Here is a 22945-nt window from a genome sequence, read left to right on the forward strand (position 1 = left end):
CGTGACCCGCCCCACAGAACCACCGTGTGCTCCAGACCGGAGCCTCCTGCTCGTTCCTCCGCCACTGCGGCCTGCGCCGCCCCGGGACCCACAGCCGGTCCCGACGTCTCTGGAGTTCCCATGCGAAGGTCCCTCGTCGCGGCCACGGCCGCCTCCGCCCTGCTCCTCACCGCCGCCTGCGGCGGGTCCTCCGACGGTGCCACCGGCTCCGGCGGCGGCAGCACCGACGACCTCACGCTCGCCGCCATCACGCCGCCCGCCTCGTTCGCCATCGGCGAGATGGCCAGCAGCGGCCCGGAGGACCACTACTACCAGGCGGTCTACGACAAGCTGCTCAACCTCGACGCCGACGGGCAGCCGGTCCCGAACCTCGTGACCGAGTGGAGCTACGACGAGACCGGTACCCGGCTGAGCCTCACGCTCCGGGACGACGTCACCTTCACCGACGGCGCCGCGTTCGACGCCGAGGCGGTCAAGGCCAACCTCGAGCTGGCCAAGACGAAGACCGGCGAGGCCGGTTCGGCGCTCCGCGCCGTCGAGAGCGTCGAGGTCGTCGACGCGACGCACGCCGACATCGTGCTCAGCCGGCCCGACCCCTCGCTGCCGCAGGCGCTGGCGCGCAGCACCGGCTACATGGCCAGCCCCGACGCCCTGGGCAACGCAGACCTCAGCACCAACCCGGTCGGCTCCGGCCCTTACGTGCTGGACCAGGACGCCACGACGCCGGGCAGCACCTACGCCTACACGCGCAACGAGGACTACTGGAACGCCGAGGAGTACCCGTACGACTCGCTCGAGATCCGGTTCCTCGACGACACCACGGCCACCCTCAACGGGCTGCGATCCGGCGAGATCGACGGCATCGCGGTGTCCACGAGTGACGGGGTGTCCGGTGCGGAGCAGGCGGGCCTGGACGTGACCACCTACACGAGCGGCGGCATCGAGGGTCTCTACCTGTGGGACCGCGACGGCGCTCTGGTGCCGGCGCTCGGCGACGTCCGCGTCCGCCAGGCCATCAACCACGCCATGGACCGCGAGACGATCGTCGACGTGGTCAAGGGTGGCCTCGGGCAGCCCACCGTCCAGATGTTCGGCCCCAGCTCGCCTGCCTACGACGAGTCGCTGGAGGGCACGTACGAGTACGACGTCGAGAAGGCGGAGGAGCTCATGGCGGAGGCCGGCTACGCCGACGGCTTCACGATGAGCATGCCGGACGCCTCCCCGGTGGCTCCCGACGAGCAGGCTGCGCTCACCGAGGCGCTCGCCGCGATCGACATCACGGTCACCTTCGAGCCGATCACCGGCGACCAGTACGTCGGCAGCATCATCGGCGGGCAGTGGCCGGTCAACTGGTTCAACCTGACCACCGGGTCGCCCTTCGAGATGATCGGGCTGGCGCTCACCCAGCAGTCGCCGTTCAACCCCTTCAAGACCGCGGACCCGGAGCTCGACGAACTCATCGCACGGGCCGGTAGCGCGACCGGTGACGAGCAGGAGGCGGCCCTCCAGGAACTGAACGCCTTCCTCGTCGAGCAGGCCTGGTTCGCCCCGTGGGTCGCCGGCGAGGTCGGATACGTCACGGGCGAGGGCATCGGGGTCGAGCCGGTGCAGGGCGTGAGCGTGCCCCCCCTGGCCAACATCGGGCCGTCGAGCAGCTGATCGCCGGCCCGTGGCCGCGGAGCGATCCGCGGCCACGGGCCTCCCGGTACCGATCCCGCTCAACCGGAGGCCGATCGTGCTCCTCTTCCTTCTCCGCCGCATCGGCGCCGGTATCGCACTGGTGTGGGTCGCCGCGACGCTGGTCTTCTTCCTGACCACCCTGACCGGCTCGGATCCGGCGCGGCGGATCCTCGGTCCCCAGGCGGGCCCCGACGAGATCGCGGCCAAGACCCGGGAGCTCGGTCTGGACCGCCCCGTCCTCGAGCGGTACTGGGACTGGTTCACGAGCGCGCTGCGGGGTGACCTCGGGGCCTCCTGGTTCACCAACCAGCCGGTGAGCCGGCTCGTCGCCGACGCGCTGCCCGTGTCGCTCTCACTGGTCCTCGCCGCCATCGTGCTGACCGCCGCGGTCAGCATCGTCCTGGGCGTGGTGGCCGCCGTGCGCGGTGGCTGGCTGGACAGCCTGCTGCAAGGCGTCTCGATCGTCGCCTTCGCGGTCCCCAACTTCCTCATCGGCATGGTGCTCGCCCTGGTCTTCGCCGTCCAACTGGGGATCTTCCCCGCGCTGGGCTACACGCCGTTCGGCGAGGACCCCGGGAGGTGGCTGGCCTCCATCACGTTGCCGGCCGTCGCCCTGGCCATCGGTGCGATCGCGACCGTGGCCACCCAGACCCGCGGCTCCATGATCGACGTCCTCCAGCAGGACTACGTGCGCACGCTGCGCAGCCGCGGCCTGCCGACGCGGAGCGTGCTGCTGAAGCACGCCCTCCGGAACGCCGCCCCCGCCTCGCTCACGGTGCTCTCCCTCCAGTTCATCGCGCTGATCAGCGGCGCCGTCGTGATCGAGAAGGTGTTCGGCCTCAACGGCCTCGGCGAGCGCGCCACGGCCGCCGCCGGGCAGGGCGACGTCCCGCTCGTCCTCGGCATCGTCGTCCTGGCCGTCGTGGTCGTGGTGGCGGTCAACCTGCTCCTCGACCTGGCCCTGGGCTGGCTCAACCCGAAGGTGCGTCTCGCATGAGCGTCCTCTCCGACAGCGGCCCGGCCGGCCCTGCGCCCGTCGACGCCGTCGCCTCGCCTCCCCGCCAGGGCGCCGTCCGGCGGCTCCTGCGGAGCCCCGTCGCGGTCGTCGCCCTCGTGTGGGTGCTGCTGGTCGCACTGCTCGCCGCGCTCGCGCCGCTGCTCACCTCGGCCAGCCCCACGGCGTCGCAGATCACCAACGCGCTGGCGCCGATGGGCGGTGCCAACCTTCTCGGCACGGACGGGATCGGCCGGGACGTGCTCGCGCAGCTCCTCTACGGCGCCCGCACCAGCATCGTCGGCGGGGTCATCGTCGTGGTGGTGTCCCTCGCCCTCGGTCTGCCGGCGGGGATCGTCGCCGGCTACTACCGGGGCCGGTTCGACGCGGTCGCCAGTTGGATCGCGAACCTGCTGATGGCGCTGCCGGCGATCATCGTCCTGCTGGTCGTGCTGGCCCAGTTCGGCCGCAGCACGGAGCTGGGCATGGCGGTGTTCGGCGTGATCATCGCGCCGGGTGTGTTCCGCCTGGTGCGCGCGTCGGTGCTGGCGGTCCGCGAGGAGCTGTTCGTCGACGCGGCGCGGGTCTCCGGGCTGAGCGACGGTCGGATCATGCGGCGGCACGTCCTCCCCGTGGTGATCGCGCCGACCGTCATCCAGGCGTCGCAGTTGCTGGGCATCGCCATCGTCATCCAGGCGGGTCTGGAGTTCCTCGGGCTCGGGTCGCCCAACCAGGCGAGCTGGGGCGGGATGCTCAGTGACGCCTTCCAGAACATCTACGCCGAGCCTCGGCTCCTGCTCTTCCCCGGCCTGGCCATCGTGCTCACGGTCACCGCCTTCAGCCTGCTCGGCAACGCGCTGCGCGACGCCCTCGGCGTCGGCGGTCGGATGCCGCGCGTGCGCCGTCGCGCGACGGTCGTGGCGGCACCGGATTCGGACGTGCCCGCCCCGGTCGTGTCGGAGCCGCCCGGGGACGCGCTGCTCGCCGTGCAGGACCTCCGCGTGAGCTACCCGAAGGGCGACGGCAGCGTGAGCGAGGTCGTGCGGGGGGTCTCGCTGGCCCTCCGGCGCGGTGAGGTGCTGGGACTGGTGGGCGAGTCGGGGTCGGGCAAGTCGCAGACGGCGTTCGCCGTCCTCGGGCTGCTGCCGCCCACGGCGCGCACCTCCGCGGAGCGGCTGACCTTCGACGGGACCGATCTGCAGCGCCTGTCCCCGGCGGAGCGCAACCGGCTGCGCGGGCGGCGGATCGGCTACATCCCGCAGGAGCCGATGTCGAACCTCGTCCCGTCCTTCCGCATCGGCAGCCAGCTCACCGAACCCATGCGGCACCACCTGGGGCTGTCGCGGGCCGAGGCGCGCCGGCGTGCCCTGGACCTGCTGGCGCGGGTCGGCATCCAGGACCCGGGACGGGTGTTCGACTCCTACCCCCACGAGATCTCGGGCGGGATGGCGCAGCGGGTGCTGATCGCCGGCGCCGTCTCGTGCGACCCCGAGCTGCTCATCGCGGACGAGCCCACGACGGCGCTCGACGTCACCGTGCAGGCCGAGGTGCTCGACCTCCTGCGCAGCCTGGTCGCGGAGCGCGACCTCGGCGTGGTGCTGGTGACCCACGACTTCGGGGTGGTCGCCGACCTGTGCGACACCGTGGCCGTGATGCAGGAAGGGCGCATCGTCGAGGAGGCGCCGGCCGGCCGGCTCTTCGACGCCCCTGAGCACGAGTACACCCGCATGCTGCTCTCTTCCACGCTCGAGAACAGCCCGTCGCGCCAGGACCTGCCGCCGGCGGTACCGGATCCCGACGAGCCCGAGCCGCTGCCCCTCTCCTCGTCCGGAGGCCCCCGATGACCGCCGTCCAGGAGCCGCTGCTCGTCGCCGACCGGGTGGTCGTCGACTACCCGGTCAAGGGGTGGCGGCAGCAGCCCATCCGCGTCCTCCGGGGCGTCTCGCTGGACATCGGCCCGGGGGAGACCGTCGGCCTGGTCGGCGAGTCCGGCTCGGGCAAGACGACGCTCGGCCGGGCCATCCTGGGCCTCGCGCCGGTCACCGGTGGTGAGATCCGCTTCCAGGACCGGGACATCTCCCGCCTGGGCAAGCGGGAGCGCCGCGCGCTCAGCAAGGACATCCAGGTCGTCTTCCAGGACCCCTACTCCTCGCTGAATCCCGCCAAGACCGTCGAGGACATCCTCACCGAGCCGCTGCTGGTCACCGGCACCGCGCGCGCCGAGGCCGGTCGCCGGGTCAGGTCGCTCCTCGACGCGGTCCACCTCCCGGTCGACGCCGGGCAGCGCCTCCCGCGCGAGTTCTCGGGCGGTCAGCGGCAACGGATCGCCATCGCCCGTGCGCTGACCCGGGACCCGAAGCTCATCGTCTGTGACGAGCCGGTGAGCGCCCTGGACCTCTCGACCCAGTCCCGGGTGCTCGACCTCTTCATCGAGATCCAGCAGCGCACCGGTGTCGCCTACCTGTTCATCACGCACGACCTGTCCGTGGTGCGGCACGTCAGCCATCGGGTCGCCGTCATGTACCGCGGCGAACTGGTGGAGACCGGCGACGCGACCCGGGTCACGACGACGCCCGAGCACGCCTACACGCGGCGGCTGCTCCTCGCCGCGCCGGTCCCGCACCCGCGCCGCCAGGCCGAGCGGCGCGCCGAACGTCACCGCTTCCTCGCCGCGCAGGCGGCTGCAGGCCCCGCCGGGTCCTGATCCACGGGTCGCGCCGTCGCGGCCTTCCGTTCCCACCACGTCCACCACGAGAGGAGGACGCATGTCCGATCGCGTCCGCGCCGGCATCGTCGGCACCGGATTCATGGGCACCGTGCACGCCCGCGCCGTCCGCCGCAACGGCGGAGTGGTCGCCGGGGTCGTCGGGTCGTCGCGGGAGTCCTCCCGCGCCGGCGCCGAGCAGCTCGGTGCCGAGCGCGCCGCCGACTCGGTCGAGGAGCTGCTCGCGGACGGCGGGGTGGACGTCGTCCACGTCTGCACGCCGAACGCCACCCACGCCCCTCTCGTCCGGGAGGTGATCGCCGCGGGGAAGCACGTCGTGTGCGAGAAGCCGCTGGCCGTCGACGCCGACGAGGCCCAGGAGCTCGTCCGGCTCGCGGCCGACGCGGGGGTGACGGCGACGGTCCCGTTCGTCTACCGCTTCTACCCGATGGTCCGCGAGGCCCGGGCCCGCGTCGCCGACGGGTCGTCGGGTCCGGTGCGCCTGCTGCACGGCTCGTACCTGCAGGACTGGCTCGCCGAGGACACCGACGACAACTGGCGGGTCGACGCGGCTGCCGGTGGGGCGTCCCGGGCGTTCGCCGACATCGGCGTGCACTGGTGCGACCTCGTGGAGTTCGTCTCCGGGCACCGGATCACGCGGGTCGCCGCGCGCACCGTCGTCGCGGTGCCCGAGCGCGGTGGCCGCCGGGTGACGACCGAGGACGCCGGCGTGGTGCTCTTCGAGACCGACGGTGGCGCAGTCGGCAACCTGACGGTCAGCCAGGTGAGCCCGGGTCGGAAGAACCGGCTGTGGTTCTCGGTCGACGGCAGCACCGAGTCCCTGTGCTTCGACCAGGAGAACCCCGAGTCGCTGTGGATCGGTGGCCGCGAGGTGAACCGCCAGCTGCTGCGGGGCTCGAGCGAGCACTCCGGCGCTGCGCGGTACACCGTCGTCCCGGCCGGCCACCCCCAGGGCTACCAGGACTGCTTCGACGCCTTCGTGGCCGACACCTACGCCGCCGTCGCAGGCGACCGCCCCGACGGGTTGCCGACGTTCGACGACGGGCTCCGCGCCGCCCGGATCACGCAGGCGGTCCTCGAATCCTCCCGTTCCAGCACCTGGGTCGACGTCGCCCCGTGACCACCTCGCCGACCGCTCCCCACAGGAAGACAGCAGCCCCATGATCAGGACCTTTCCCGACTCCGTCGACGTGGCCATCGTCGGCAGCGGGCCGTGCGGGGCGGCGTACGCCCGGATCCTCAGCGAGCGGTGCCCCTCGGCGACGGTCGCGACCTTCGAGGTCGGACCGCTGCTGGCCGATCCGCCGGGCGTGCACGTCAAGAACATCGCCGACCCGGCCGAGCGGGCCCGCGCGCAGCGGCTCTCGGAGGGGCCGGCGCCGTCGGCCGATGCCACGTCGACCGACACGATGGACGGCTACGCGGACGAGGCGCCGCGGCTGGTCCGCCCCGGCACCTTCCTGCTCGCCGACGGCTACCGGCAGGACGGCGAGGACGGCCTGCCCGGCGCGGCCATGTCGAGCAACGTCGGCGGCATGGGCGCCCACTGGACCGGGGCGTGCCCGCGCCCCGGCGGGAGCGAGCGCATCGGCTTCGTGGACGGGCTCGACGACCTGCTGGCCGTGGGGGAGCGGCTGCTGAACGTCGCGACGCACGCGTTCGACGACGCACCGTTCGCCGACGAGGTCAGGAAACGCCTGAGCGGCGCACTCGACGACGGCCGGGACGACGACCGCCGGGTCGCACCGATGCCGCTGGCCGTGATCCGCCACGAGGACGGGCGGGTGACCTGGTCCGGGTCCGACGTCGTCTTCGGCGAGCCGACGCGCGCCAACCCGAACTTCACGCTCGTGCCCGAGGCCCTGGTCACGGAGGTGATCGTCGTGGACGGCCGGGCCGGGGGTGTGCGCGTGCGGGATCAGCGGACGGGTGACGAGCACGTCGTCCGTGCACGCTTCGTCGTCGTCGCGGCCGACGCCCTGCGCACGCCGCAGCTGCTGTGGGCGTCGGGGGTCCGGCCCCGTGCACTCGGCCGGTACCTGAACGACCAGCCGCAGACCGTCTACGCCGTCCGGCTGCGCGACGTGACGCCGGGGGCCGAGACGCAGGTCGACCCCCGCGACGAGCCGGAGATCGTGCCGCAGAGCGGCGTCAGCTGGGTGCCCTTCACCGACGAGGAACCCTTCCACGGGCAGGTCATGCAGCTGGACGCCTCACCGGTGCCGCTGGCCGACGACGACGAGCCCACTCCCGGGACGATCGTCGGGCTCGGCTGGTTCTGCGCCAAGGACGTCCAGGAATCCGACCGCGTCGAGTTCGACGAGGCCGACGTCGACCCCTACGGCATGCCGGCGATGCGCATCCACTACCGGCTGACCGACGCCGACCACGCCTCCATCGCCGCGTCCCGCGAGGCGGTCAAGCGGGCGGCGGCCGCCCTGGGCGAGCCGCTGGACGACCGGGAGCCGCTGACCTTCCCACCGGGCGCATCCCTGCACTACCAGGGCACCGTCCGGATGGGGGAGGCCGACGACGGGACGTCGGTCTGCTCGCCGACCTCCCAGGTGTGGGACGTCGACGGCCTCTACGTCGCCGGCAACGGCGTCATCCCCACCGCCATCGCCTGCAACCCGACCCTCACGTCCGTCGCGCTCGCCGTCGGCGGGGCCCGCGACATCGCCGACCGCCTGACCGAGAGGAACTGAGCCATGCTCGACCGCAACGTGATCCAGGGCCGGGGCTTCCGGAACGTCGTCGACGGTGGCCGGGTGACCGGCTTCCAGCTCCAGCTGCGCCAGCCCAACTACCGGGGCACCGCCGGCAGCCTGCTCGACGGCGTCGAGGTGGTCGTCGACGGCGAACGCGTCCCCGACCACGTGCCGCTGTGGACGATCCAGGGCCGAACTCTCACCCTCGACGAGCTCCGCGCCTCGACCGACGTCAGGTGGCAGCTCGATGAGCCCGTCGTCATCACCGTGCCGAAGCCCGGCGGGCTCACCACGGGGGTGCACCGGATCGAGGTGGTCGTGCACCTGCGTCGGCCCTACTTCCCGCCCGCGGTGTCCCGGACGACGTTCACCGCGGCCGCGACAGGCGTCATCGTGCCGCCGGCGCCGGGGGGCGGATTGAAGTTCGGTGTCTCCACCTACAGCTACACCGGTGACATCTACACGCTGATGACCCTCGAGGACGTGCTGGCCGATGTCGCGGACATGGGTGCCACCGGCATCGAGATCCTCGGCGAGGGCAACATCCCGAACTACCCCGAGCCCGATGCCGCGTGGGTCGACACCTGGCACGGCCTGCTGGAGACGTACGGCCTGACCGCCACGAACTACGGGTCCTGGGTGGACACCGAGATGTGGCGGGACCGGAGCCTCACCGCCGAGGAGGGCGCCGCGCAGATCCGGCAGGACCTGCGCCTGGCCAAGGAGCTCGGGTTCAGCTCGGTGCGGCCGAAGTTCGGTGTCGTCTCCTGGGACCTGGAGCCCCATCCCATCTGGCAGGAGGCGGTCGAGCGGTCCCTCGACCTGGCCGCGGAACTCGACGTCGTCATCTGCCCGGAGATCCACGCGCCGACCCCGATCAAGCACCCGGTCACCCAGGCCTACGTCGACTTCATCGAGAAGAGCGGCACCGAGCACTTCAAGCTGCTCGTCGACACCGGGATCTTCAACACCGCACCGGTCCTCGAGCTGTCCGAGGAGATCGAGGTGGAGGACGGCGAGATCCCCATGCACCTGCGTCCGCTTGCCGTGCCGATGTCGGACCTCGTCGAGGTGCTGCCGCACGTGCACTTCATCCAGGCGAAGTTCGCCGAGGTCGACGACGACCTGCACGACCTGCACGTCCCCTGGGCCGAGATCATCACGACCCTGCAGGACAACGGCTGGTCAGGCTGGCTGTCCAGCGAGTACGAGGGACGGCGGGACGCCTACCGCGGAGCGGACCAGGTCCGCCGGCAGCACGCGCTGATCCGCTCTCTCGCGGCCCGCCGGTGACCGGGACCCGGCCCGTGCCGACGCTGCGCAGCACGGAGCGGCGGGCGCAACTGGTGGTGGACGGCGAGCCGACCCTCCTGCTGGGCGGTCAGCTGCACAACTCGGCCGCGTCCGATCCCGAGCACATGCGGCGTGCACTCGACCACCTGGCCGGCATGGGGGTCGGCACGGTCATCGGCAGCGCGGGCTGGGCCCAGGTGGAGCCGGTCGAGGGAGAGCTGGACTTCTCGACCGTCGACGCCCAGATCGCGGCGGCTCGGGACCACGGCATGCACCTGGTCCTCATCTGGTTCGGCGCGTTCAAGAACGCCGCGTCCACCTATGCCCCGCGGTGGGTGCGGTCGGACACCGGGCGGTTCCCGCGCGCGGTCGTCCGCGGCGTCACCAAGGAGGCGTTCACCTACCCGGGCGCCATGCCGAAGCCCGTCCTCTCGGTCTTCAACCCGGACCTGCTGGCCGCCGACCGCGCCGCGTTCGTCGCCCTCGTGCAGCACCTGGCCGAGGCCGACCCCGACCACGTGGTCGTCATGGTCCAGGTCGAGAACGAGATCGGTCTCCTCGGCGACAGCCGGGACCGCTCGCCCGCTGCGGACGAGGCGTGGGTCCAGCAGGTACCGAAGGAGCTCCTGGCTCACCTCGAGGAGGTCTCCGACCGGCTGGGTGCCGTCCTCGCCGAGCTGTGGGAAGGGCACGGTCGGCGCACCAGCGGTACGTGGTCGGAGGTCTTCGGCACCGGCTGGGAGGCCGAGGAGGTCTTCATGGCGTGGGCGTTCGCCAGCTACGTCGAGGCGCTCGCCGAAGCGGGCAAGGCCGCGAAGGCCCTGCCCATGTACGTCAACGCCTGGCTGGGCCCCCAGCCGGGCCAGTCGCGGGCGGGGGAGTACCCGAGCGGCGGTCCGACGTCGCGGGTGCTCGACGTGTGGAAGGCGGCCGCCCCGTCGCTGGACCTGCTCGCCCCGGACATCTACGTGGACGACGCGCAGTCGGCCATGGCGGTGTACGACCGCCCGGACAACCCCCTGTTCGTCCCGGAGACGAGGTTCCGGACCGGCAACCTGTTCTGGGCCCTGGGGCACCACCGGGCCATCGGCTTCTCGGTGTTCGGCATCGAGGACGGCCGCGTGGACAGCCAGCTCGCCCGTGCCTGTGCGCTGCTCGGCCCGCTCACGCGGGACATCGCGGTGGCTCAGGGCGATGGCCGGATCGCCGGCATCCTGCTCGACGACGACCCGGAGCAGTCCTTCCGGCTCGGCGGCCTCGACGTGACCGCCCGTGGATCCCGCGAGCTCCTCGGTCGGATGCTCCTCGACGCCGGTGTGCAGCCCCCGCCTCCGCCGCCGCCCCCGCCCAGCGAGACGGGTGGAGCGGCAGGGCCGCCCGCGCCGCGGGACACCCGGCCGTTCGGCCTCCTCCTGGCCGAGGGGGACGACACCTTCCTGCTGATCGGTCAGGGCGTCACCGTCGACTTCGGCGCGCCCGGGGAGGCGGTCGAGGTGGACCAGGTCCAGGAGCTCCGGTTCGAGGACGGGCGCTGGACGCGCGGCCGGCTGCTGAACGGCGACGAGCGCCTGCACGTGGTCCCCCTCGACGAGATCGGCGCCGCCCGGATCACCGTGCTGCGCACAGCCGTGCGGGACGCGCGATGACGCAGCGGCCGGTGATCCCCGGCTTCCATCCCGACCCGAGCATCTGCCGGGTGGACGACACCTACTACCTGGTGACGTCGAGCTTCGAGTACGCGCCCGGCGTGCCGATCTTCCGCTCGACCGACCTGCGGTCGTGGGAGCAGATCGGCAACGTCCTCGACCGGCCGTCGCAGCTCGACGTGTCGTCCGCCGGCCCGTCCGGCGGCATCTTCGCCCCGACGCTGCGTCACCACGACGGCCGGTTCTGGCTGATCACCACGAACTGGTCCGACGAGGGCGGCCAGCTGATCGTGTGGGCCGACGACCCGGCGGGCCCGTGGTCGGAGCCGGTGCGCATCCCGTCGGCGATCGGCATCGACCCGGACCTCGCCTGGGACGACGACGGCACCTGCCTGATGTCCTACGCCGGGTTCGGGCCGAAGGGCGGCGAGGGGATCGTGCAGTCGGCCATCGACCCGCTGACCGGTGAGGTGCTCACCGAGCGCCGGTGGCTCTGGTCGGGGACCGGGGGCAAGTTCCCGGAGGGGCCGCACCTCTACCGGATCGGCGAGGAGTGGTACCTGCTCGTCGCTGAGGGCGGCACCGAGAAGGGGCACGCGGTGACCATCGCCCGTGGCCCGTCGCCGCAGGGCCCCTTCGAGGGGAATCCGGCGAATCCGATCCTCACCCACCGCAGCACCGATCTGCCGGTCCAGAGCACCGGCCACTCCGACCTGGTGCAGCGGCCGGACGGCAGCTGGGCGCTCGTGTACCACGGCGTGCGCACTCGGGGTTCGAGCCCCGAGTGGCACGTGCTCGGCCGGGAGACCTTCGCCGACGACGTCGTCTGGGAGGACGGCTGGCCGGTGCTCGCCGGCCACGTCGAGCCGTCGACGGCGCCCGATGCGGCGGTGCGCGAGGAGCTGACGGGGACCGTCCTCCCGCCGACCTGGGTGGCGGCGTCCCGCTTCCCGTCGGAGGTCGTCGATCCGGCGGACGACGGCTGGTGCGTGACCGCTGCCGGTGCCCAGCCCGTGTTCGTCGGGCGGCGCCAGGAGCACCTGTTCGCCCGCGTCCGGGCACGGCTGGACGTGACCGGCACCGGCGGGCTGTCCGTCCGCATCGACCCGCGCCATGCCCTCGATCTGGAGGTCGTCGCCGGAACCGTGCGCGCGGTGTGGGCGGTGGGCGACGTCCGGCACGAGCTCGGCCGCGCCGAACTCGGCGGGCCGGCCGAGCTGGAGGTCCGCATGCTGCCGACCGAGGGGCACGAGTTCTCCACCGCGCGCGGCCCGGACCGCGTCGTCGCCGGGCTCGTGCGCGACGGCGATTTCACCGAGCTGGGGCAGGTCGACGGGCGCTACCTCTCCACCGAGGTCGCCGGCGGGATGACCGGCCGCATGGTCGGGATCTGCTGCACGAGCGGCAGCGTGCTGGTGCGCTCCTTCGCGTACGAGGGCGCCGACGACCCGGCCGTGGTCGGCGGCGGACCCGCCGGGCCGCGGCCGTGGGCCGCGTGAGCCTCCGCGTCGGGCTGGTGGGCGCCGGTCCGTGGGCGAGGATGGCGACCGGGCCGATGCTCGCCGCCGGACCGGCCACGACACTGGCCGGCGTGTGGGCGCGACGCCCCGAGGCGGCGGCAGAGCTGGGAGCCGGCCTCGGGGTGCCCGTCGCGTCGTCGTTCGAGGCGCTCCTGTCGACCTGCGACGCCGTGGCGTTCGCCGTGCCACCCGACGTGCAGGCCCGGCTGGCCCCTGTCGCCGCCGCGGCCGGGCGGCACCTGATGCTCGAGAAGCCGCTCGCCTTCACGGTCGAGGAGGCGGAGCGGATCGCCGCGGCGGTGGACGAGGCCGGCGTCGTCACCCAGCTCATGCTCACCAACCGGTGGACCGACGCGGTGCGGACGTTCCTCGCCGATGTCTCCGGCGCGGTTCCGCGCGTCCTGACGGCGGAGTTCGTCGGCAGCCAGGCGAGCGCCGGATCGCCGTTCGCCACCCCGTGGCGGCGCCCCGAGATGGCGCTCTTCGACGTCGGTCCCCACGCGCTCGACCTGGTGGAGGCGGCGGGGGGACCGGCCACGGTGGTCCACGCCCGCCGGACCGGCGCGGCGACGGCCCTCACCCTCGAGCACGAATCCGGAGCGGTCAGCCACGTCACGCTGTCCATCGCCACCCCGGGAGCCCGAGGACCGCTGCGGTGCGAGGCGGTCACGGACGCCGGACGCGTCGTGCTCGCCGACCCGGGTGCCGAGGACCGGGGCAGCCTCGGTTCGCGGATCACCACCGACTTCGCCGAGGCGGTGGCCGGGACGGCCTCGGACGCCCCGGACGTGCACCGCGGCGTACGGCTGCAGCGCCTGCTGACCGCCGCAGAACGAGAACTGGGGGAGCCGACGCGATGACCGACGTGCAGGCGGGCGACCTGCTGGCCCGTTTCCTCCCGCCTCCGGTCCCGACCCGACGGGAGGACGGCGTCCGCCACTACGCCGGGGCGGTCTACGCCGCCGTCCCGGGATACCGGGCACTGGAGCTCGACCTGTGGGTGCCCGATGCAGGCGGTCCGGTGCCCCTGGTCGTGTGGGTGCACGGCGGCGCGTGGATGTCGGGGAACCGCAGATTCCTCCCACCCGTCCTGCGCCCCGGCCAGCTCTTCGACGAGCTGCTGGCCGCCGGCCTGGCCGTGGCGACGATCGAGTACCGCCACGCCCGGGAGGCGCGCTTCCCGGCGCAGTTGCACGACGCGAAGGCGGCGGTGCGCTGGCTGCGGCACCACGCGGACCGGTTGGGGCTGGACCCGGCCCGCGTCGGGATCGGCGGGGAGTCGGCCGGCGGTCACCTCGCAGCGCTCGTCGGACTCACCGCGCACCGACCCGACCTCGAGGGGGACGTGGGGGTCGTCGGTCCGTCCAGCGCGGTGGACGCCGTCCTCGACTGGTACGGGGTCGCCTCCGCCGAGACCATGCCCGAGGTCGACCTGCCTCCCGAGGTCGCGGCCCGGCTCTCGCCGGCGGATCTGGTCCCGCCGCTGGAGGTCCTCCTGGACGGTGCCGATGCGGCGACCCGGGCGGCGGTGAGCCCGGTCGCGCACGTCCGTCCCGGCGCGCCACCGTTCCTGCTCGTCCACGGGACGGCCGACCCCGTGGTCCCGTACGCCCAGAGCGAGGTCCTCGCCGAGGCCCTCGTCGCCGTCGGTGCCGACGTCCAGCTGGTGCCCGTGCCGGACGCCGGGCACGGGTTCGACGGCTGCGCCGACGTGGACGCCGTCGTCCGCCGGTCGGTCGGCTACCTGGCCGATGCCCTGGGCGGCCATGTCGCCCGCTGAGACCTCCGCGCAGGTCGAGGTGCGGACGACCGGCGGCGCGCAGCACAAGCCCGCGGTGCTGGTCATCGCCTGCGCCGTCGCGCTCATGACGGTCCTCGACGTCTCCGTCGTCACCGTGGCCCTGCCGGCCATCCGGGACGACCTGGGCCTCTCGACGACCGGGCTGCAGTGGGTCCTGAACGCCTACAGCCTCACCTTCGCGGGGTTCCTGCTGCTCGGCGGGCGCGCGGCGGACCTGCTGGGCCGCAAGCGGGTGTTCCTGTGCGGCCTGGTGGTGTTCACCGCCAGCAGCCTCGTCGGCGGCCTCGCCCAGGAGAGCTGGCAGCTGATCGCGGCCCGGGCGGTGCAGGGGCTCGGCAGCGCGATCCTCGCGCCGGTCACGCTGAGCCTGCTGACGACGACCTTTCCCGAGCCGGACGAGCGCGCGCGGGCGCTGGGCGTGTGGGCCGGGGTCGCGGGGCTCGGCGGCGCACTGGGCGGTGTGGTCGGGGGTGTGCTGACCGGCCTGCTGAACTGGCGATGGGTCCTCATCGTCAACGTCCCGATCGGGGTGGTCCTCGTCGCCGCGTCGGTCTGGGCACTCACCGGGACCCCTCGCCGGCCGGTGCGCGGGCAGCTGGACCTGCCCGGCTCGCTGACGGTCACGCTGGGCACGGCCGGGCTGGTCGCGGGGATCATCGCGGCCGAGGAGAGCGGTTGGACCTCCGCGCGCACGGTCGGGCTCCTCGCCGCTGCCGCCACCTGCCTCGTCCTGTTCGTCCTGATCGAGCGCCGGGCCGTCGTGCCGATCGTTCCGCTGTCGCTGTTCCGGATCCGACCGCTCGCTCTCGCCGACGGCATCTCGCTGCTCACCGGCGGCGTGCTGCCGGCCACCTTCTACTTCCTGTCACTGCACCTCCAGGAAGTGCAGGGCATGACGGCTCTGACGGCCGGCCTGGCGCTGCTGCCCCCGGCGGTGGGCATCACCCTGGGCGCCCAGCTGGCCCCGCGTCTCATGCGCCGGTTCGCGCACCGGACGGTGTACGTCATCGGCGTCGGGCTCACCGTGGGTGGGCTGGCGTGGCTGTCCCGCCTCGATGCCGACGGCAGCTACACGGTGCAGATCCTCGTCCCGTCCTTCCTCGCGATGGCCGGCTTCGGCATCTCCGGGCTCCCGGTGACGGTCGCCGCCATGTCGGATGTCGGCGACGAGCGCACCGGGGTGGCCTCGGCGCTGCTGAATGCGTCCCGGCAGATCGGGGGAGCCGTGCTGCTCGCCGTCCTGGTGTCGGTCGCCTCGGCGGTGACCGCGGGCGCCGACGGGGCTCCTCCCGACGCCGTCACGCACGGGTTCGGCGTCGCCCTGCTCGTCGGCGCCGGGATGGTGGCCGTGGCCGGCGTCCTCGGCCTGGGTCTCCCGCAGCGGGCCCGCCCCGTCCCCCTCGTCGGGCAGCCGTGAGCGACCCGGAGCTCGAGCGGCTCTGGCGCGGCTTCTGCTCGCCTCCCGACGACGCCCGCCCCCGGGCGTGGTGGCACTGGATGGACGGCAACGTCGATCCTCAGGGCATCCGGCTCGACCTCGAGTGGCTGCAGCGGGTCGGGGTGCGCGGCGTCCAGCTGTTCGACGGCGGGATGGGGACGCCGCTGGTCGTCCCGGAGCGGGTGGCGCACGGTTCGGCGGCGTGGTCGGAGGCGGTGCGCCTCGCGGCGGACACCGCGCGGGAGCTCGGCCTGGAGTTCGCCGTCGCCACCTCGCCGGGGTGGAGCGCCGCCGGCGGGCCGTGGGTCGAGCCCGCGGACGCCATGAAGAAGGTCGTCTGGTCCGAGACCGTGGTTGAGGGCGGCCGGGCGGTGGAGCAGCAGCTGGCACCGCTGCCCGATGTCGCGGGCCCCTATCAGGACTGCCCCCGGTGGGACGCTGACCCCGGGGTGCACCGGTACGCGCAGGACTGGGCGGCGGTCGCCGTGCCCGCCGACGACGTGCCCGGCGCACTGCTGCCGTCGGCGGTGGCGGCCTCCGCGTCCGTGCCGGACTGGCGTGCGCTGGTCGACGGCAGCTTCGACGGTGCGGTGTCCCTGCCGCGCAACCCCGACGGCCCCTCGACCGCGTGGATCGAGCAGATCTTCGACCGACCGGTGTCGGCCGCCGCCGTCACGGTCGGGTTGCCCGGTCCCCGCGGTTTCGGGGCGGCACCGCCGCCGTCCGCGCACCTGGAGGTCTCGGACGACGGGGTGCACTACCGCCGAGTGGCCGACCTGGAGGTTCTCGAGAACCCGGCCGGCAAGGCGGTGCCGGTCCGGACCGTGGCGTTCCCGCCCGTGACGGCTCGCCGCTTCCGGCTCGTGCTGACGGGTGATGCCGCGGCCGGCCCACCGGGCCTGGCGCCGGGCGTGCGGCCGCTGCCGGTCTTCCAGCGGATGGCCGAGTTCCTGGTGTCGGAGTTCGCGCTCTACCCCGGCGGTCGGGTGCACCAGGCGGAGGTCAAGGCGGGGTTCGCCGCGGCCCCCGACTACTACGCGCTCGATGCACCCGGGCCTACGTCCGTCATCGACCCGGAGCGGGTGCTGGAGCTGACGGACCACGTGGACCGCGACGGCGTCCTGCGGTGGGAGGCGCCGCAGGGGAGATGGCGGATCCTCCGCTTCGGGGCGTCGCTCACCGGTCAGACCAACGGGCCCGCGGCTCCGGACGCGACCGGGCTGGAGGTGGACAAGCTCGACGCGGCGGCGGTCCGCCGGTACCTGGACACCTACCTCGGCTTCTTCGACGACGCCGGGCTGGACGCCCTGCTCAGCGACAGCATCGAGTCCGGGCCCCAGAACGCCACCGACCGCTTGCGGGAACGGTTCACCGAACTGCGCGGCTACGACCCGGTGCGATGGCTGCCGGCGCTGGCGGGACTGGTCGTCGGGGACGCCGAGCGCACGGACCGGTTCCTGTGGGACCACCGGCGGACGATCGCCGACCTGGTGGCGTCCGAGTACTACGGCACGGTGGCGGCCGAGGCGCACGCCCGCGGCCTGGCGTACTACGCCGAGGCGCTCGAGGACCACCGACCGCAGCTCGGTGACGACCTGGCGATGCGCAGCCACGCTGACGTCCCGATGGGCGCGATGTGGGTCTTCGACGCCGGGACCGAAGCGCCGAGGTCCACCTTCCTGGCCGACCTCAAGGGCGCGTCGTCGGTGGCGCACGTGCACGGCAAGGCGTTCACCGGCGCGGAGTCGATGACCGCGTTCCACCGGCCGTGGAGCTACACGCCGCGGCGGCTCAAGCACGTGGCGGACCTGGAGCTCGCGCTGGGGGTCACCCGTTTCTGCATCCACACGTCACCGCACCAGCCGGTGCAGGTGCCGCCGCCCGGCATCGGGCTCGCCCCGCAGCTCGGCCAGGCGTTCATCCGCACCGAGCCGTGGGCCGAGCTGGCGGGGCCGTGGATCGACTACCTGGCGCGATGCTCGTGGCTGCTCAACCAGGGCCTGCCGGCCGTCGACGTCGCCGTGTTCGTCGGCGAGGAAGCGCCGGTGACCTCGATCTTCGGCGAGGCGCCGGACGGGACGGTGCCTCCCGGATTCGACGTCGACTACGTCGACCTCGCCGGCCTCGAGTCGGCGGTCACCGTGGAGGACGGTGACCTGGTGGCAGGCGGGGCGCGCTACCGCGTCCTCCTCCTCGGCGGCTCCAGCTCCCGCATGACGGTGCGGGCGTTGCGCCGTCTCCAGGAGCTGGTCGACCAGGGGGCCACCGTCGTGGGAGCCCGCCCCTCGTCCTCGCCCTCGCTCGCCGACGACGACGACGAGCACGCGCGACTCTGCGAGCGGTTGTGGGGTGCTCCCTCCGGGGCCGTCCGGGACACCGATCTGGCGACGACCCTGACCGACCTGGGCCTGGAACCCTCGCTCACCGTCGAGGGCGCGCGGCTGCTCCGGATCGGGCGGCGGACACCGGCCGGCGAGGTGGCCTTCCTGGCCAACCCGCTGCCGGAGCCGGTGTCAGCGACCCTGCGCGCCCAGGACGGGGCCTCCCTGCTCGTCTGGGATCCCGTCGCACTGCTCCGCCGACCGCTGCCCCGGGCCGGCAGCGGTCACGCGCTCACGGTGCCCGCGCTCGGCTCGGTGTTCGTGCTGCGAGGGGAGACTGCGCAGGACCAGCCCCCCGAGCCGGTGGCGGAGCTGCCGCTCGACGGCGAGTGGCGGCTGCGTCTGCCCGGGGTCCTGGAGACGGCCCTCGACGGCGGACCGGTGCCCTGGACCTCGCTCGGCCCGGCCGCTGCCGGCTTCGCCGGTGTCGGCACCTACGCGACGGACATCGACCTGGACGAGGATCCGGGCGACTCGGTGGTCGTACTCGACCTCGGCGCCGACGTCGGCGACCTGGCCCGGGTGCGGGTCAACGGCGCCGACGGCGGCGTGGTGTGGACCGAACCCTGGCGGGTCGATCTGACGGGCGCCCTGCGCGGTGGCGCCAACACCATCGAGATCGACGTGGCCAACGCCTGGATGAACCGGCTGATCGCCGAGGCCGGGACGCCGACGGGGGAGATCTTCGGCCCCGTGGCGACGGTGTACGAGCCCGACGCCCCGGTGCGGACGTCGGGGCTGAGCGGCCCGGTCGTCCTGCGCGTGCCCGGGTGAGCAGCCTCCCGACTCAGCCGGCTGCGGTCGGCGCGGCCTCCGCGACGTCGTGGAACGACATGACCGGTTCGCCGGCCAGCAGGCCGGGCGCAACCCGGAGGAACTCCCGCGTGTGGTGGTGGGTCATGTGGTCGTCCAGAGCGGCCCGGTCCGCCCACACCTCGATGCTCAGGACGCGGTCCTCGTCGTCCAGGTCGGCGGCGAAGGAGTAGGACAGGCAGCCCCGGTCAGTCCGCGTGGCTGCCGCGATGGTCCGGGCCGTCGCCACGAGTTCGTCGCGGCGGCCCGGTGCGGCGGTGGCGCTGCCGATGACAATGAGCACGGTTCAGTCCTCGATGAGGGCGAGCTGCTTGTTGATCTCGCGGGGATTGGAGTCGCCGGCCATCTTCTGCAGGAACGGGGTGTGGTCGAAGACGAAGTCGCGGATCGGCCGCAGCGGCGCCGGGGCGTGGTGGAACACCTTGCCGAGCACGTAGGCCATCTGCACCTGTTTGGCGGTGTGCGGCTTGCGCGGGTCCTCGTAGGACTGCAGCGCCTGCTGCACCGCAGCCGGGTCGGTGAGGTCGGCCCCGCGCAGGGCGACGCCGAGGAAGTAGCCGTCCTCGATGGACATCCCGGCTCCGTAGGCCGCGTACGGGGACGTGGGGTGCGCGGCGTCGCCGACCAGCGTGGCCCGGCCCTTCGACCACTGCTTCAGGGCCGGCCGGTCGCGGAGCACCCAGCGCTGGACGTCCTGCGGCTCGGTCGCGGCGATCAGTCCGGGGAGCGGCGCGGGGAACCCTTCCGCGAGTTCGGCTGCCGTGGACCTGAGGTCGGCCGGTGCGGGGGCGTCGGGATCGGTCGACGTCAGCACCCACCACTGGTGGCCGTCGCGGCCCTTGTTGCGGATCGACGTCCAGCTGCCCTGGACGGTCCGGCTGTGCGTGAGGACGCACTTGTTCGGCACCGTGCCGGCGACGTCCTCGAAGGTGAACCCGCCGAAGATGTGCAGTCGGTGCTCCCGCTTGGGGGCATCGCCCCACAGGGTCCGGCGGACCAGCGAGTCGATGCCGTCGGCCCCGACCAGGACGTCGTGCTCGGCGCTCGTGCCGTCGGTGAAGTGCAGGGTGACCGCGCGCTCGTCCTGCTCGATCCGCTCCACCCGCGCGTTGAACCTGATCGTCCCCGCGGGGATGGCGGCGAGCATCCGCTCGTACAGCTCGGGCCGCAGCAGTCCGATGAAGCCGCCCCCGAAGGCCGCCTTCACCTCCTCGTCGAGTTTGACGTCGACCCGGATCTTTCCCTGCAGGTTCCGGAACTCCGAGTGCGTGGGCGCGCCGAGGTCCTCGGTGTCCACGCCGAGCGCGGCCAGCGCCTTCAGCGGTGGCGGCCAGAGGTTGAGGATGTTCCCGGCGGGCCGGGCCTCGCGGTACCGCTCGTAGACGACGACGTCGTGCCCCGCCTTGATCGCGCCGAGCGCGGCGGCCATGCCGGCCGGGCCGGCCCCGAGGACGGCGACGCGTCCGCGGCGAGGAGAGGGAGCAGAAGTCACGGGGCACCTCGACGGAGTGAGTGAAACTGTAGCGAGCACTACTGTTAGACGAGAACTGTAGTGGGCGTCACGGTGCTGTCAAGCAGCCCCGTCGAGGGACGCCAGAGGGGAGAGGATCAGCGGGTGAGCGACGTCGAGGCCGCGGTGCCGCACGAGCTGCAGGTTCGCCCGCCCAAGCAGCGGCGTAGCCGGGAAGCCTGGGAGCGGGTGCTCGACGCGGGCGTCGCGATCCTCGAGGACGGTGGCTACGACGCCTTCACGATCGCGGCGGTGTGCGAGCGCGCGCAGGTGGCGCCCCCGGCCATCTACGCCCGCACCACCAGCAAGGACGCTCTGTTCCTCGCCGTCTACGAGCACGGCATCGGGCGCCTGCGGACCGAGCAGGACGTGTTCGCGGACGACGGTCGCTGGGAGGGCCTGGCGCCGGCCGACCTGGTGCGTGCGGCGGTCGCCGAGATGGTCGCCATCTCTCTGCGGCACGAGCGCTTCCTGCGCTCCGTCGTCCTGATCTCGGCCGCGCATCCGGAGGTGCGCGAGCGTGGTTCCCGGTACAGCAGGGAACTCGGGGAGCGGTTCGGGCAGGTGGTCCTCCGGGTGGCCGGGAGCTTCACTCATCCCGACCCCGGACCGGCGGTCCGCTCGTGCTTCGGCACCGTCTTCTCGGCGTCCATCATCCGCGTGGCGTACGGCCCCGCCTTCGCGACGGCGCAGCCCGTCGACGACGACGCCTTCGTCGCCGATCTCGGGGAGGTCGCGGTCCGCTACCTGCTCGGTGCATCCCGCGACTGAATGTGCGATCGCCCTCCACATCGCGACCGGGGCGAAGCCGAGGCCCGGGTCTGCCGCGCGTCACGACGACGTCGACCCTGTGCTTCGACGGAGGCTCGCCGAAACTGTCGGTGGTCGTACGTATGTTCGGTTCATGCAGTCGACGGCGCAGGCTCCCTCCCGGGTGGAGGGGCTGTTGGCCGACTGGCTGGGCACCTGCTCGGAGCCGACCCCGGTGTTGCCGGTCTCGGCCCTGGATGACGCGCAGGTGGCCGCCGAGCTGGGCCGGATCGAGCGCAACCGGGCGCGGGAGACCGCCCGGGAGGCCGAGCTGATCCTGCGGCTGGCCCAGCTGCGCCCCGACGTCGACGACCCGCCGGCCGGGTCCCGGGGTGGGCGCAGCCGCACCTGGCGGCGCACCGCGCCGGAGTTCGCCGGGGTGAGCGAGTTCTTTCCCGACGAGCTGGCCCACGCGCTGAACCTGGGGCGGGGGACGGCGGCCTTCCGGGCCCGCCGCGCCTTCGTGTGGCAGCAGGGGCTGCCGGGCACGTTCGCCGCGCTGCGCCGCGGCGAGCTCGATGAGCGCCGCGCCGGCGTGCTGGCCGATGCCCTGCAGCACGCCGCCCCCGAGCTGGCCCGGGCCGTGGAGGCCGGGCTGTTGGGCGAGGCCAGGGATCTGTCGTTGGCCCGGCTGCGGGCCCGGGCGCTGGAACTGCTGGCCGAGCTCGACGCCGAGGCGATCGGGCAGCGGCACGAGGAGGCCAAGGCCGCCGCCGACGTGCGCTGCCGCGAGGCCGCCGATGGCATGGCGACCCTGGCCGCGGACATGACGGCGGAGGAGGCGGCGGCCTGCTACGACGTGATCGACCAGCTGGCCGCGATGGCCAAGGCCGACGGGGACCCGCGCCCGATCGGGGCGATCCGGGCCGCGATCATGGGGATGCTCATCCTCCGCCCGGCCGATTCCGGGCTGCCCGGGGTGACGGTGAACCTCGCCGTCACCGCCGCCCTCGACGGCCTAGAAGGCACCTCCACCCGGGGCGGGGAGGTCAACGGGTTCGGCCTCACCGCCGCCCATCTGCGCGACCTGCTCACCCGAGTGGGCGCCCTCGGCCTCAACACGCCCGAGGGCGGCACCCTCACCTTCGCCCTCACCGACGCCGACGGCCGGCTGCTGGCCACCGCCACCGCCACCGAACTCACCCGCCTGGCCCGACGGGGCTGCCCCCACCACCCCCACGGCCCCACCGACGGCGACCCCGCCACCGGCCGCGACGCCACGGGCGATTCCGTTGGCGATTCCGCGGCGGGGTGCGGCTGCCCGGTGCTGGGCATGCCACCGGCCACCGACGCCTACGAACCCACCGCCGCCCAGCACCGGTTCACCAGCACCCGCGACCGACGCTGCCGCACCCCCAACTGCGGGCAACGCGCCGGCTGGGCCGACCACGACCACGTCATCCCGCACGCCGACGGCGGAGCCACCACCTGCACCAACCTCTGCTGCCTGTGCCGCTCCCACCACCGGCTCAAGACCTTCGCCCGCGGCTGGACCTTCCGCATGGACCCCGACGGCACCCTGCACGTGACCAGCCCGTCCGGCATCACCCGCACCACCCGACCACCCGGCCTCCGCCCACCCCCACAGCCGGACCCCGACCCACCACCGGACGACCACCCCGACGA

General features: G+C 73.4%; 17 protein-coding genes. 15 read left to right on the forward strand and 2 right to left on the reverse strand.

What is annotated here, in order from left to right; translation table 11 throughout:
- Positions 1-120 precede the first annotated feature (120 nt).
- The 13 genes from BM142_RS23035 (at position 121) to BM142_RS23095 (ending at position 18960) form a co-directional block, all read left to right on the forward strand.
- Entirely contained in the window at positions 121-1659 is a 1539-nt protein-coding gene (locus BM142_RS23035; protein WP_092203702.1) for an ABC transporter substrate-binding protein, read from the forward strand.
- Between the two features lie 76 nt (positions 1660-1735).
- Positions 1736-2677 carry an ABC transporter permease gene (locus BM142_RS23040; protein WP_092203731.1) on the forward strand — a complete coding sequence of 314 codons (942 nt, stop codon included), beginning with the start codon at positions 1736-1738 and terminating at the stop codon, positions 2675-2677.
- On the forward strand, positions 2674-4518 hold the full coding sequence (locus BM142_RS23045) for a dipeptide/oligopeptide/nickel ABC transporter permease/ATP-binding protein (RefSeq protein ID WP_092203704.1): 1845 nt from the start codon (positions 2674-2676) through the stop codon (positions 4516-4518). Before BM142_RS23040 ends, BM142_RS23045 begins: the two co-directional genes overlap by 4 nt.
- Entirely contained in the window at positions 4515-5378 is an 864-nt protein-coding gene (locus BM142_RS23050) for an ATP-binding cassette domain-containing protein (protein ID WP_092203706.1), read from the forward strand. The genes BM142_RS23045 and BM142_RS23050 overlap by 4 nt, the downstream gene beginning before the upstream one ends.
- 61 nt (positions 5379-5439) lie before the next feature.
- A complete protein-coding gene (locus BM142_RS23055; RefSeq protein WP_092203708.1) occupies positions 5440-6519 on the forward strand; it encodes a Gfo/Idh/MocA family protein in 1080 nt (359 codons plus the stop codon).
- A 40-nt stretch (positions 6520-6559) separates the two neighbouring features.
- Entirely contained in the window at positions 6560-8104 is a 1545-nt protein-coding gene (locus tag BM142_RS23060) for a GMC oxidoreductase (RefSeq protein ID WP_092203710.1), read from the forward strand.
- 3 nt (positions 8105-8107) lie between these two features.
- Positions 8108-9400, forward strand: coding sequence for a C-glycoside deglycosidase beta subunit domain-containing protein (locus tag BM142_RS23065; RefSeq protein ID WP_092203712.1), 1293 nt, complete (start codon positions 8108-8110; stop codon positions 9398-9400).
- A 14-nt stretch (positions 9401-9414) separates the two neighbouring features.
- Positions 9415-11046 (forward strand): GH35 family beta-galactosidase, encoded by a 1632-nt coding sequence (locus BM142_RS23070; RefSeq protein ID WP_254791191.1) that lies wholly within the window; start codon positions 9415-9417, stop codon positions 11044-11046.
- Positions 11043-12545, forward strand: a complete 1503-nt coding sequence (locus BM142_RS23075; protein WP_092203715.1) for a glycoside hydrolase family 43 protein — start codon at positions 11043-11045, stop codon at positions 12543-12545. The genes BM142_RS23070 and BM142_RS23075 overlap by 4 nt, the downstream gene beginning before the upstream one ends.
- Positions 12542-13426, forward strand: a complete 885-nt coding sequence (locus BM142_RS23080; RefSeq protein WP_217640855.1) for a Gfo/Idh/MocA family protein — start codon at positions 12542-12544, stop codon at positions 13424-13426. The genes BM142_RS23075 and BM142_RS23080 overlap by 4 nt, the downstream gene beginning before the upstream one ends.
- Entirely contained in the window at positions 13423-14346 is a 924-nt protein-coding gene (locus BM142_RS23085; protein WP_092203717.1) for an alpha/beta hydrolase, read from the forward strand. The genes BM142_RS23080 and BM142_RS23085 overlap by 4 nt, the downstream gene beginning before the upstream one ends.
- Positions 14333-15784 (forward strand): MFS transporter, encoded by a 1452-nt coding sequence (locus BM142_RS23090; protein ID WP_092203735.1) that lies wholly within the window; start codon positions 14333-14335, stop codon positions 15782-15784. The genes BM142_RS23085 and BM142_RS23090 overlap by 14 nt, the downstream gene beginning before the upstream one ends.
- Positions 15781-18960 (forward strand): glycosyl hydrolase, encoded by a 3180-nt coding sequence (locus BM142_RS23095; RefSeq protein WP_254791193.1) that lies wholly within the window; start codon positions 15781-15783, stop codon positions 18958-18960. The genes BM142_RS23090 and BM142_RS23095 overlap by 4 nt, the downstream gene beginning before the upstream one ends.
- Positions 18961-18973: 13 nt before the next feature.
- Here BM142_RS23095 and BM142_RS23100 read toward each other — a convergent pair whose 3' ends face one another.
- Together BM142_RS23100 and BM142_RS23105 are read right to left on the reverse strand one after the other, a co-directional pair.
- Positions 18974-19282: a putative quinol monooxygenase gene (locus BM142_RS23100; protein WP_092203719.1), complete on the reverse strand. Its 309-nt coding sequence runs from the start codon at positions 19280-19282 to the stop codon at positions 18974-18976.
- A 3-nt stretch (positions 19283-19285) separates the two neighbouring features.
- Positions 19286-20491 carry an FAD-dependent oxidoreductase gene (locus tag BM142_RS23105; RefSeq protein WP_092203721.1) on the reverse strand — a complete coding sequence of 402 codons (1206 nt, stop codon included), beginning with the start codon at positions 20489-20491 and terminating at the stop codon, positions 19286-19288.
- Positions 20492-20614: 123 nt separating this feature from the next.
- Between BM142_RS23105 and BM142_RS23110 the strand changes: the two genes are divergently transcribed.
- Complete coding sequence (locus BM142_RS23110) at positions 20615-21280, forward strand: TetR/AcrR family transcriptional regulator (RefSeq protein WP_092203723.1); 666 nt, start codon at positions 20615-20617, stop codon at positions 21278-21280.
- 133 nt (positions 21281-21413) lie between these two features.
- On the forward strand, positions 21414-22945 hold a 1532-nt coding region (locus tag BM142_RS23115; RefSeq protein ID WP_092203725.1), incomplete at its 3' end, for an HNH endonuclease signature motif containing protein.

The organism is Blastococcus tunisiensis, from assembly GCF_900112815.1.
Taxonomy (GTDB): domain Bacteria; phylum Actinomycetota; class Actinomycetes; order Mycobacteriales; family Geodermatophilaceae; genus Blastococcus_B; species Blastococcus_B tunisiensis.